At 35.0% G+C, this 12,402-nt stretch carries 11 protein-coding genes and 1 pseudogene; 3 read left to right on the top strand and 9 right to left on the bottom strand.

The annotated features are described in order from the left end of the window. Positions 1-52: 52 nt before the first annotated feature. A complete protein-coding gene (gene ilvD, locus ACH2BV_RS00800; protein ID WP_395048562.1) occupies positions 53-1,726 on the bottom strand; it encodes a dihydroxy-acid dehydratase in 1,674 nt (557 codons plus the stop codon). 36 nt (positions 1,727-1,762) lie between these two features. After that, on the bottom strand, positions 1,763-2,938 hold the full coding sequence (locus ACH2BV_RS00795) for a 2-isopropylmalate synthase (RefSeq protein WP_395048561.1): 1,176 nt from the start codon (positions 2,936-2,938) through the stop codon (positions 1,763-1,765). A 153-nt stretch (positions 2,939-3,091) separates the two neighbouring features. On the opposite strand from ACH2BV_RS00795, the gene ACH2BV_RS00790 reads away from it, so the two are divergent. Then, complete coding sequence (locus ACH2BV_RS00790) at positions 3,092-4,636, top strand: hypothetical protein (protein WP_395048559.1); 1,545 nt, start codon at positions 3,092-3,094, stop codon at positions 4,634-4,636. Positions 4,637-4,755: 119 nt separating this feature from the next. Here ACH2BV_RS00790 and ACH2BV_RS00785 read toward each other — a convergent pair whose 3' ends face one another. Together ACH2BV_RS00785 and ACH2BV_RS00780 are read right to left on the bottom strand one after the other, a co-directional pair. Then, complete coding sequence (locus ACH2BV_RS00785) at positions 4,756-5,046, bottom strand: putative quinol monooxygenase (RefSeq protein ID WP_395048558.1); 291 nt, start codon at positions 5,044-5,046, stop codon at positions 4,756-4,758. Positions 5,047-5,137: 91 nt separating this feature from the next. Further along, a pseudogene (locus tag ACH2BV_RS00780) lies at positions 5,138-5,249 on the bottom strand (NADPH quinone reductase MdaB); the annotation flags it as partial. A gap of 303 nt (positions 5,250-5,552) precedes the next feature. Here ACH2BV_RS00780 and ACH2BV_RS00775 point away from each other — a divergent pair. Continuing rightward, on the top strand, positions 5,553-6,188 hold the full coding sequence (locus tag ACH2BV_RS00775; protein ID WP_395048557.1) for a nitroreductase family protein: 636 nt from the start codon (positions 5,553-5,555) through the stop codon (positions 6,186-6,188). A 217-nt stretch (positions 6,189-6,405) separates the two neighbouring features. Here ACH2BV_RS00775 and ACH2BV_RS00770 read toward each other — a convergent pair whose 3' ends face one another. The 5 genes from ACH2BV_RS00770 to ACH2BV_RS00750 form a co-directional block, all read right to left on the bottom strand. Beyond that, positions 6,406-8,382: a thiamine pyrophosphate-dependent enzyme gene (locus tag ACH2BV_RS00770; protein ID WP_395048556.1), complete on the bottom strand. Its 1,977-nt coding sequence runs from the start codon at positions 8,380-8,382 to the stop codon at positions 6,406-6,408. A gap of 173 nt (positions 8,383-8,555) precedes the next feature. Then, positions 8,556-9,575 carry a hydrogenase expression/formation protein HypE gene (gene hypE / locus ACH2BV_RS00765; RefSeq protein ID WP_395048555.1) on the bottom strand — a complete coding sequence of 340 codons (1,020 nt, stop codon included), beginning with the start codon at positions 9,573-9,575 and terminating at the stop codon, positions 8,556-8,558. 100 nt (positions 9,576-9,675) lie between these two features. Continuing rightward, positions 9,676-9,912: a HypC/HybG/HupF family hydrogenase formation chaperone gene (locus ACH2BV_RS00760; protein WP_395048553.1), complete on the bottom strand. Its 237-nt coding sequence runs from the start codon at positions 9,910-9,912 to the stop codon at positions 9,676-9,678. A gap of 3 nt (positions 9,913-9,915) precedes the next feature. After that, positions 9,916-10,752: a hydrogenase nickel incorporation protein HypB gene (hypB, locus tag ACH2BV_RS00755; protein WP_395048551.1), complete on the bottom strand. Its 837-nt coding sequence runs from the start codon at positions 10,750-10,752 to the stop codon at positions 9,916-9,918. Positions 10,753-10,764: 12 nt separating this feature from the next. Then, entirely contained in the window at positions 10,765-11,118 is a 354-nt protein-coding gene (locus tag ACH2BV_RS00750) for a hydrogenase maturation nickel metallochaperone HypA (protein WP_395048550.1), read from the bottom strand. 149 nt (positions 11,119-11,267) lie between these two features. On the opposite strand from ACH2BV_RS00750, the gene ACH2BV_RS00745 reads away from it, so the two are divergent. After that, positions 11,268-12,389, top strand: a complete 1,122-nt coding sequence (locus tag ACH2BV_RS00745; RefSeq protein ID WP_395048549.1) for a hydrogenase small subunit — start codon at positions 11,268-11,270, stop codon at positions 12,387-12,389. Positions 12,390-12,402 lie beyond the last annotated feature (13 nt).

Here is a 12,402-nt window from a genome sequence, read left to right as displayed (position 1 = left end):
TTTTGTTTTTTAAGCTAATGTCAATTTTGCTTTTATAATTGATTTATGAAACTTATTTATCGGTTACACATCCTGTTGATGCGCTTGAAACGGATCTTGCATATTTTAGCAAAACTCCTTTTGTTGCTTTTAATGGGGGTTGAACCCAAGCTGCTTTTCTTTTGGCAAATTCTTCATCAGAAATTTTTAGATTGATGGTGTTTTTAACTGCATCAATTGTAATCAAATCTCCGTTTTCGACGAGAGCAATTCCACCACCATCATAGGCTTCCGGTGTAATGTGACCTACCACAAAACCATGTGATCCACCTGAAAAACGGCCATCTGTTATTAATGCTACTTTATCACCTAATCCAGCTCCCATAATGGCTGATGTAGGTTTTAGCATTTCTGGCATTCCAGGCCCGCCTTTTGGACCACAATACCTAATGACGACTACATCACCTAGTTTTATTAAACCTTTTTCTAATCCCGGTATTACAGTAAATTCACTTTCAAAAACGACTGCAGTTCCTTCAAAATATTCACCTTCTTTTCCGCTTATTTTGGCAACACAACCTTCTGATGCTAAATTTCCGTATAGAACTTGAATATTTCCAGAAGATTTTAATGCATTTTTAATATCATGAACAATCTCTTGACCTTCATATAAATCTGGCACCGATTCTAAATTTTCGGCAATCGTTTTCCCTGTTACAGTCAAACAATCTCCGTAGATGTAGCCTTCTTTTAATAAATATTTCATTAATGCAGGAATTCCACCAACTGCATGCAAATCTTCCATCATGAATTTTCCACTAGGTTTTAAATCGGCCAAAACTGGAGTTTTATCACTAATAGCTTGAAAATCATCCAATGTAATTTCAATGTCAACTGAATGTGCCATCGCAATTAAGTGCATAACAGCATTGGTTGAACCTGCTAAAACGGCTACAATTGTAATAGCGTTTTCAAAAGCCTTACGAGTCATGATATCAGTTGGCTTAATATCTTTTTCCAATAATATTCTAATGGCTTTTCCGGCATCTTCACATTCTTGAAGTTTATCTTGACTTACTGCAGGATTTGATGAGCTATATGGTAAACTCATTCCTAATGCTTCAATTGCAGAAGCCATTGTATTAGCAGTGTACATTCCGCCGCAAGCACCTGGCCCTGGGCAAGAATTTTTGATAACTCCTTTAAAATCTTCGTCAGAAATAGTTTTGTTGAATTTTTTTCCCAAGGCTTCAAAAGCAGATACTATATTAAGATGTTCTCCTTTCCATCTTCCTGAGTTTATTGTTCCACCATAAACCATAATCGATGGGCGATTAACTCTTCCCATTGCGATTAAAGCTCCCGGCATATTTTTATCACAACCCGGAATGGCGATCAAACCGTCATACCATTGTGCTCCCATAACGGTTTCGATAGAATCAGCAATTACATCACGGGAAACTAATGAAAAACGCATTCCTTCGGTTCCGTTTGAAATTCCGTCGCTTACGCCAATTGTATTGAAAATCAATCCCACTAAATCGGCATTCCAAACTCCTTTTTTAACATCTTTTGCCAAATCATTCAAATGCATATTACAAGTATTGCCTTCATAACCCATACTTACAATTCCAACTTGTGCTTTGTTCAAATCTTCTTCAGTCAAACCAATGCCATACAACATTGCTTGCGCAGCAGGTTGTGTTACATCTTGTGTTATGGTTTTACTGTATTTATTTAATTCCATTATATGTTTTTTCTAATTTTATTTAATTTTTTAATATCAGCTTCTAATTAAATCACCTTCGATTTTACAAGCTTCAATAATTTGATGAATATCATCATCCAATACTTCTTTTTTAATATCTGCAAATTTTAAGAACTCTACATATACAATGTCTAATTGTATTTTTGTCAATTCGTAACCTACTTTTTTAGCTCTGTAAGCCAATGCTGCTCTTCCGCTTCTGGCAGTAAGAATAATGGAAGATTCAGTGACACCAACTTCCAAAGGATCCATAATTTCGTATGTTTCTCTATTTTTTATAATACCATCCTGATGAATACCTGAACTGTGTGAGAAGGCATTGGCACCAACAATAGCTTTATTGGGTTGCACTATCATTCCCATACTTTCAGAAACCAATCGGCTCATTTCATTCAATTGACGTGAATTGATATTGGTATCTAAATTCAAATAAGGATGTTGCTTTAAGACCATTACCACTTCTTCAAGTGCCGTGTTTCCTGCTCTTTCACCAATTCCGTTTATGGTACATTCTATTTGTCTTGCTCCATTTATAACTCCGGAAATTGAATTGGCAGTAGCCATTCCTAAATCATTATGGCAATGACATGAGAGGATTACGTTTTCAATCCCTTTTACGTTTTCTTTTAGGTATTTAATTTTTTCACCATATTCGTGAGGCAAACAATAACCAGTTGTATCTGGAATATTAAGTACCGTAGCACCTGATTTTATTACTTCTTCACAGACTCGTGCCAAGAAATCATTATCAGTTCTTCCAGCATCTTCAGCATAAAATTCTACATCTTCAACATATGATTTTGCATAAGAAACAGCGTATTTTGCTCTGGCAATAATATCTTCTCTGGTGGTATTAAGTTTGTGAATTATATGTGATTCTGAAGTTCCAATTCCAGTATGAATACGAGGCTTTTTTGCATATTTTAATGCAGCAGCAGCAACATCAATATCATTTTTTATAGCTCTTGTAAGTCCACAAACAGTAGCATTTTTTATAATCTTGCTTATTTCTGAAACAGATAAAAAATCTCCGGGACTTGAAACAGGAAAACCGGCTTCGATAATATCAACTCCCATTTCGTCAAGACGGGCTGCAATTACTAGTTTTTGCTTGGTATCTAATTTACATCCTGGGACCTGTTCTCCGTCTCTTAAAGTGGTATCAAAAATTTGGACTTTCTCTCTATTCATTTTAAAATATTTAATGTAATTTCACATCTTTGAACAAAAATAGATTTCATTACATTAATATAAAATTCATTTTTAGGAATTATACTGTTTATAAGGCAAGTAATAACTATATAAACAACTAATAAACAACAAGTTACATTACTATATTTTACAATGGCTAACCATCAAAAAGATTCTTTATTTGTATTGATAAAATCACTTTCTAAGTCTGAAAAAAGACAATTTAAGATTTTTGCCAGTCGGCTTGAAACAAGTTCCAATACAAAGTTTATCGAATTGTTCAATATTTTAGACAAATCGGAAGCCTACGACGAGAAAATTATCCTGAAAAGTGGCATCATCAAGAAAGTGCAATTATCCAATCTTAAATCCTATTTATACAAACAAATTTTAGTAAGTATTAGGCTGAATATTCCCAGCCAAAACATTCGCTATCAATTACGGGAACAAATCGATTTTGCAGCTATATTATACAACAAAGGTTTATACAAGCAAAGTTTGAAAATCTTAGATAAAACCAAGCAAATCGCTTTAGAAAATGACGAGAAATATATGGCGTATGAAATTGTGGAATTCGAAAAACTAATCGAATCGCAATATATTACTCGCAGTATGCAAGGTCGCGCCGACGAACTGGTCATTCAAGCCAAAGAACTCAATTATAAAAATACCATTTCAAGCAAATTGTCAAATTTATCCTTGCAATTGTATGGTATTATGCTGAAAACAGGCTATGTAAAAGGCGATGAAGAATACAAATACATTGACGATTATTTCAAAAAACACATCTCCAAATTCGACGAGAAAAAGTTTGGCTTTCGGGAGAAATATTGGTATTATAATGCCTATCTGTGGCGCAGTTTCTTAGTTCAGGACTTTTTGTCTTGCTATAAATATTCGCACAAATGGGTCACACTTTTCTATGATAACGAAAATATGATTTTCCTGAATCCCGTGTTTTTCCTCAAAGGAAATCACTATCTTTTGGAGTCATTATTTATGCTAAAATACAAGTCCAATTTCAAAAGATATTTAGAGCTGCTGGAAGAAACCATCAGCGATCCGCGCTTTCCGGTGAATGATAATATTGCTTCTTTATCGTTCCTTTATTTATACAACAACAAACTCAATTATCACATTCTCGAAGGCTCTTTCGAGGAAAGTGAATACCTGATTCCTGAAGTTTTAGACAAAATAAAAATTCACTCTGAGCATCTGGACGAACACCACGAAATGTTGTTTTACTATAAAATTGCCTGTATATATTTTGGCAACGAAAAATACAACGAATGTGTGTTTTACCTCGAAAAAATTATCAATAACAAAAACCTTTACGTTCGGGAAGATTTGGCCTGTTTCGCCCGATTGTTGTGCTTGATTGCACATTACGAATCAGGCAAGGATTTCAACTTAGAAAATCAGTTGGTTAGCACCTATAAATTTCTAATAAAAATGAACGATTTACACGAAGTGCAAAAGGAAATAATTCGCTTTTTGAAAAAATTAAGCACCATTTATCCAAGCGACATCAAAAAAGAGTTCATCAAAGTAAAAGAACGATTTGTCGAACTGGAAAAAAACACTTACGAAAAAAGAGCTTTCCTCTATCTCGATATCATTTCCTGGCTCGAAAGTAAAATCGAAAACCGAAAAATTAGTGATATTATTAAGGAGAAAGCTAAGTTGAATAATAGGTAAGATTGATAAATAAAATGAAGTTTAAAATTTTTTGTTCTTAAATTCCGCATACAATTCTTTGTTCTTCATCAAATATAGGACATAAAAAAGAATAATCTATCATTTCTGAAAACCATTTATTACCCTAATTTCTCCGTCTTATAAAGAATTGGTGTTTGTAGTAAAAGTGGTTTCGAAATTTCAAAAAAAGACTGAATGTAAGACTGCTGATTATGATTATCCAATCCGTTTTGATTTTTCCAAATCTCATGAAAAATAAAGGTATTGGGTTCTTCTTTGCTCTGATGCAAATCATATTGGATGCAAGCTGCTTCTTTTTTGGAATTTTGAACTATATCCAGTAAAAGAGATTTCAATTTCTCTATATTTTCCGATTTACTTTTTATGATTACCGTTAGATTTATTGCCATAATTAATTTAAAAAAGTTGTGTTGAATGTTTTTGGTGCACTTCGTAAAAACTATGTTAGTTAAAAAATTCTCCAGGCAAAGTAAAAGTTTATTTTAGTACATTCCAAGAGGTCGTCAGCATATTTTTTTTCGTGAAGCATTCCACCCGTACCATAATTAATAATTGGATTTTCTGAAGATCTTCCTTCACTTTTATAAATACCTTATACAAGTTTTTCATCGCTCCCATAAATTCTTTAGAGTCTTATTCTAAGCCAACAAATAATAGCTAAAAAAAATAAGTCAAAAAAACTTTATTCTAAAAGAGATGCGAAGTCGAGTAATAGTTTATTTTATCGGCACCTTAAAGTTTAAAAGGGTGTACTTTTGTATAGTTATTAGACCATTAAAAAAATTACAAACATTACATTCATAGAAAAATACTTCAGATTTGTTCTTATCCAAGAACCACAAGAGAAAACATCGAAGTAAATTAACTGTTTCAAATAATTAAAAAATAAAATAATATGTCATTAATTAAAGATTTAAACTGGAGACACGCGGTCAAAGCATTTGATCCGACCAAAAAAGTAAGTCAGGAAAACATCGATAAAATCATTGAAGCCACAAGGTTGGCTCCTACTTCATCGGGCTTACAACCTTTTAAAGTAATTGTGGTCAAAAATCAGGAAATCAAAGACAAATTAGCTGCCGGAGCATTAAATCCGGATTGTATGCGAGAGTGTTCTCATGTTATCATATTCGCTGCTTGGAACAGATATACTGCCGAAAGAATTGATTCTGTTTATGATTTTACCTCTGACGAAAGAGGATTACCAAGAGGAAGATTCGAAAGCTATACCGATAAGTTAAAATCCATTTACCTTCCCGAGCCTGCCGAAACTAACTTTGCACACACAGCAAGACAGACCTATATTGCTTTAGGACTTGCAATGGCACAGGCAGCAGAGCTAAAAGTAGATACTTGTCCTGTAGAAGGCTTCGACAAAAAAGTAGTGGATGATGTTTTGGAACTGAAAAAATACGGACTGAAAAGTGTTTCCTTGGTTTATGTAGGTGTCTCCGACCCACAGAGAGACTGGATTGCTCCTATGAAAAAGGTAAGAGTAGCCAAAAAAATTTTTGTGATAGAGTTCAACTAATTAATGGATTATCAAATAGCACTCCAAAAAACAGGTTTCATAATTAACTCTTTAGCTGTTATGAAACCTGTTTTAATTTTTTAAATTTTTTATTTCTTTTACCTCTCAAACTCGAAATTGTTCTTCCGGTTTCCAACTGATTCTCTAAGGGTGTGCATAAAAAAAGCCATAACAATCGCTATAGCTCCTTTATAATATATAATTTAAGGTAGTAATTCTAATAATTCAATAACTCCAGCAATTCTTTTTCAAACCTTCCTTTCGGCAAATACTGATCTTCCAAAGCTTTGGTAAACGGAATAGGACTGTCTAAGCTGGCAGCACGCTTCACTGGTGCATCTAAGTATTTAAAGCAATTTTCCATTAGCAAAGCCGAAATATCGCTGGCAATACCACCAAATAAAGAATCTTCCTGATAAATAATCGCTTTACCTGTTTTCTTAACAGAAGCATAAATAGCTTCAGTATCCAAAGGTTGCAAGGTTCTTAAATCCAATAAATCTGCAGATATTTCAGGGTTTTTAGCCAAAGTTTCTAATGCCCAATGCACTGCAGCACCAAAAGCGATAATAGTTACCTGATTTCCCTCTTTCAATAAAGTTGCTTTTCCTAAGGGAATCGTGTAATAATCGGTGGGTACATCTTGGTAAACGCTGCGATACAATTGTTTGTGCTCAAAAAACAAAACCGGATTGGGGTCGTTGATGGATTCATTCAACAATCCTTTGGCATCATAAGGAAATGCGGGATAAACAACTTTTAGCCCTGGAGTTTTGGTAAACCAAGCTTCGTTGGTCTGCGAATGAAAAGGTCCCGCTTGTGAGCCACCACCGCAAGGCATCCGGACTACAACATCGGCTTTTTCCTGCCAACGGTAATGCGTTTTTGCCAATAAATTGACTATTGGGTTAAAACCAGTCGAAACGAAATCAGCAAACTGCATTTCGACAATCGCTTTATATCCGTTGATGGACAATCCCATTCCTGCCGAAACAACGGCACTTTCACAGATTGGCGTGTTGCGAACGCGTTCTTTACCAAATTGTGTCACAAATCCATCCGTTATTTTGAAAGCACCACCATATTCGGCAATATCCTGACCCATTATAACCAAGTTATCATAACGCTCCATCGATTGTCTTAAACTGCTGGAAATCGCATCTATAAAACGAATATTTTTTATTTCATCAGAAGGTTTAACTTCTTGATATTGATGTGTTTTGTAAACATCATTTAATTCTTCATTGTAAGTGGCTTCAATCTCGGGTTCGGCATTGGCAAGAGCCAAGCTTTCGTCAATATCCGCCTTGATTTCGCGGCGTAAAGCGGTATCAAAGTCTTCTGAAAGAATTCCCTTTTCCGATAAAAATTTTCTGTAATTCTCCACCGGATCTTTAATGGCCCAAGTATCCATTAACGCTGAAGGAACATATTTGGTACCACTCGCCTCTTCGTGCCCACGCATTCTGAAGGTTTTGAATTCCAATAGAACAGGACGGGGATTTACCTTCATTGAGGCTTTCAATTCTGATAATTTGTTATAGACATCCAGAATGTTATTTCCGTCAATAATATGGCTTTCCATTCCGTAACCAATGCCTTTATCGGCTAAATTCTCGCAACGGAATTGTTCGTCTGTTGGTGTCGAAAGTCCATAACCATTGTTTTCGATGATGAACATCACGGGCAATTCCCATACGGCGGCAATATTCAAGGCTTCGTGAAAATCACCTTCGCTTGTAGCACCTTCACCAGTGAAAACGGCAGTTATTTTTCCGTTATGCTGCAGTTTGTTGGCTAATGCAATTCCGTCGGCAATACCCAATTGCGGACCCAAATGCGAAATCATCCCAATAATTTTGTATTGCTGTGTTCCAAAATGAAAACTGCGGTCACGTCCTTTGGTAAACCCATTGGCTTTGCCTTGCCATTGCGAGAATAATCGATACAAAGGAATATCTCTTCCTGTGAAAACACCCAAGTTTCGATGCATTGGTAAAATATATTCATCATTATCCAAAACTGCTGTAACTCCTACAGAAATGGCTTCCTGACCAATTCCGGAAAACCATTTAGATACTTTTCCTTGTCGGATAAGAATCAACATTTTTTCTTCGATTAATCGTGGTTTTACCAATCTCTTGTATAAATCTAATAGTTGATCGTTGGTAAGATTTTTTCTGTCGAAATTCATTGAAGTAGCTTTTTTAATGTGGTTCAAAAGTATAAAAAAATAACAGTTTAGCCTTTAATTGTTATATTTTTTTATTGGATTTAGAATTAGGTGATATAAAAAAGATGAAATTGTGTTTAAAACAATCTCATCTTTTATTTATAAAACTAGTAACTTTTTAAATATGTAATCGTTTAACAAATTCTAGGCAATTGTTCACCAATCAACGGACTTACAACTCTTTTTCCGCCAAAAGCACTTTCCAGAATGATTTTCGCTTTCGGATCATCTGTGATTTTGCCAATGATGGAAGGATTTTGACCTAAGGATTTTAAAATTTCCATAATCTCATTCTCCACTGATTTGGAAACGATACAGGCAAAAACACCTTCATTAGCAACGTATAAAGGATCTAAACCAAGAATTTCACAAGCGCTTTTAACCTGAGTATCCACAAGAATTTTTTCGTCTTCCAGAAGTATTCCAAGATTACTTTCAGTCGTGATTTCGTGCAAAACTGAAGCCAATCCACCACGTGTGGCATCTCTCAGGAAATGAATATCGTCGCCACAAGTATCCATTAATTTTTCTACTATAAAATTAAGGTTGTTGGTATCGCTGAGGATTTCGCTTTCAAATTGTAAACCTTCTCTTTCTGACATAATGGCCATTCCGTGAGAAGCGATAGGCATATTGACAATTATGGAATCTCCCGTTAGAATTCGGCTTATTTTGATGTTAGCTTTTTCGTGTAAAACTCCAACACCGGATGTATTGATATAGATCTTGTCGCCTTTTCCTTTTTCAACTACTTTGGTATCACCGGTAACGATAAAAACACCCGCTTTATCTGCAGTTGCTCGAATAGATTTGATGATTTCAGTAAATTCTTCGATTCCAAATCCTTCTTCAATAATAAATGCCAAAGAAAGATATTTGGGTATGGCGCCACACATTGACAAATCATTTACGGTTCCGTTTACAGCTAATTCACCAATGTTTCCTCCTTTAAAGAAAATGGGATGAATGACATAACTATCGGTAGAAAAGGCTAATTTTCCTTGAATATCAAGAAAAGCACCATCGTGTCTCACATTGAGAATGGGGTTGTTTAAGTGCTTAAATATAACTTCATTCAAAAGCTTTGTGGTATGCTCCCCTCCGCTTCCGTGATGCAGGTTTATTTTCTCTTTATTATCGCTTTTATTTGGCATTAATTATATTTTAGAATGAATTAGGGTCTTATCAATTTTTCGAATAGTACTTTCAAAAATAGCTGCAGTCTGCAACCTGCAATCTGCAATCTGAAACCTGCTATATTCCTTCTCCCATTTGTTTCAATACGGTCATCGTTGCTTTAGCCTCTTCTTCATTTATTATTCCAATGGCGGCTCCAACGTGGACCAATAAATAATCACCGATTTTGGCTTCCGGAACTAATGCTAAATTAACTTCTTTAATGACTCCTTCAAACGATACACTTCCAATTCTGAAAGTTTCATCCAATTCGGTTACTATTTTTTCTAATTTTCCAGGTATGGCTAAACACATAGCTTATGATTTTAATGATTTTTTTAAAAAAGTATACCAAGCTTCCATTCCTTGGCCAGTATAAGCGGAAACTTCAAAAAACTCAAGATTGGGATTCACCTTTTTGGCATAATCCTTCAGCTTCTCGATATCGAATTTAAGGTAAGGCAACAAGTCAATTTTATTAATGATACAAACTTGCGAACCGTAAAACATATCGGGATATTTTATGGGTTTATCTTCGCCTTCAGTGATAGAAATTATGACAACTCTACTATTTTCACCCAAATCAAACATCGATGGGCAAACTAAATTCCCCACATTTTCTATCATCATTAATGAACCGTCTTTTGGCGAAAGTTCTTTAACTGCTTTTGCAATCATTTCACTATCAAGATGACATCCTTTACCGGTATTGATTTGAATGACGGGAACATGGAGCGCCGCAATCCTGTCAGCATCATTGGTGGTTTGCTGATCACCTTCGATTACGTTAAATGAAATTTTGCTTTTCAAATCAGCAATGGTACGTTCCAGTAATGATGTTTTTCCGGAACCCGGAGAACTCACTAAATTGATGGCAAAGATATTCTTGGCTTCAAAATAGCCTTTATTTCTCTCAGCCAATAAATCGTTTTTATGCAAAATTTCTCTTTCCAAATCAATTTCTCTGAATTGGTGGGGACTATGCTCATGATCGTCATCGTGATGGTGGTGTTCATGACCGTGATCATGACTATGGGAATGTTCATGCTGTTCGTGCCCGTGACTATGCACATGAGAATGTTGAACAGTAGTACCATCCACTTTTGTGATCCGAACTTCGTTATCATCGGAACTGCATCCGCAAGTTACACACATAATATAGTAGGATTAGTTTATTATTAATTTCTTTATTTTTAACTCTTTACCCGAAATAATTTTTTTAAACGGGCTATTACATTTTGTACAAGGATCATAAATTTTTTCTAATTTATATTCTGTGTCACATTCTGCACAAATAGCAATACCCTCAGGTTCAAATATAGTGATTTTTGAATCTTCTAAAACGGTGTTTTTTGCTGCTAATTCCCAAACAAAATGTAAAGATTGAATTTCTACACCAGAAAGTTTTCCTATTTCTAAAATAATTTCTGTCACTTTTTCACCTATAGAAATATCTACCTCATTTTCAGTGGTTTTAATAATTGAAGTGGCGATGGAGAGTTCATGCATAATCAAATTCAATTAATTAGTAATTATTGTGTAATTCACAAATAGACTATTAAAAATTGTAATAAAATATGATAAATATCATTTTTTAATTATGATATATCTAATATTTTTGATACTTATTATAATTTTTAAGAATTTTTAATCTTTTCAAACAACACATTATGGAACAAAAGGTCAAAACAAATGAAACTTATTACGAAAGTATCGTTAGACAAGGATACAATCGAAGAGATTTTCTAAAATTTGTTGCGTTTATTGGAGCCTATATGGGTGTAGAATCCTCTACATTAGGGCAAATCGCAAAGTCATTGTCAACAAAACCGCGATTGCCGGTTATTTGGGAACACTTTCAGGAATGTACCTGTTGTAGCGAATCTTTTATTCGTTCTGATCACCCTATTGTTGCAGATATTATTTTAGATAAAATTTCTCTTGATTACACCTTAACTTTAATGGCAGCTTCCGGACATCAGGCCGAAGCGGCTAAGAAAGCCACAATGGAGAAATATAAAGGAGAATACATCCTTTGTGTGGAAGGTTCTGTTCCAATGGGAGATGATGGAAATTATTGCTGTATTGCAGGTAGAAGCGCAATCGATATATTAAAGGAATCTGCTGCTGGTGCTAAAGCCATAATTGCTTGGGGAAGTTGCGCAACTACAGGTTGTGTTCAGGCTGCAAAACCAAATCCAACTGGAGCCGTTCCAATTCAGGATATAATAAAAGATAAACCTATAATAAATGTTCCTGGCTGTCCTCCTATTGGTGAAGTTATGGCTGGAATAATTGTTCACGTTGTCGCTTTCGAAAGACTTCCCGAATTGGATGATGCAGGAAGACCTAAAGCATTCTATTCAAAACGAGTACATGACAGCTGTTACAGAAGACCTTATTTTGATGCAGGATTATTTGTCGAAAACTTCGATGATGAAAACGCTAAAAAAGGATATTGTCTTTATAAAGTAGGATGTAAAGGACCTACTACTTACAATGCTTGTGGAAATATTAAATGGAACGGAGGCGTTAGTTACCCAATTCAATCAGGACACGGCTGCTTAGGCTGCGCCGCAAAAGGGTTCTGGGATGCTGGTAGTTTCTATTCTAGAGACTTAGCAATAGGCGCAGGAATAGAAAGTGATGCCGATACTTTAGGAAAAGTAGCTCTTGGAGCTGTAGGTGTTGGAGTTGTTGCTCATGCTGCTCTCTCTAATGTTTCCAAAAGAAAAGAATTAGACAGAAGAATTGCAGAAGGAGAAAAAGTGGAAGCAAAAATTAAAGATTAATAAACCAAAAAAT

The sequence above is a fragment of the Flavobacterium sp. genome (assembly GCF_043780635.1).
Taxonomy (GTDB): domain Bacteria; phylum Bacteroidota; class Bacteroidia; order Flavobacteriales; family Flavobacteriaceae; genus Flavobacterium.
The sequence above is the reverse complement of the archived record's forward strand: the minus strand, read 5'-3'. Positions and strand labels throughout refer to the sequence as shown.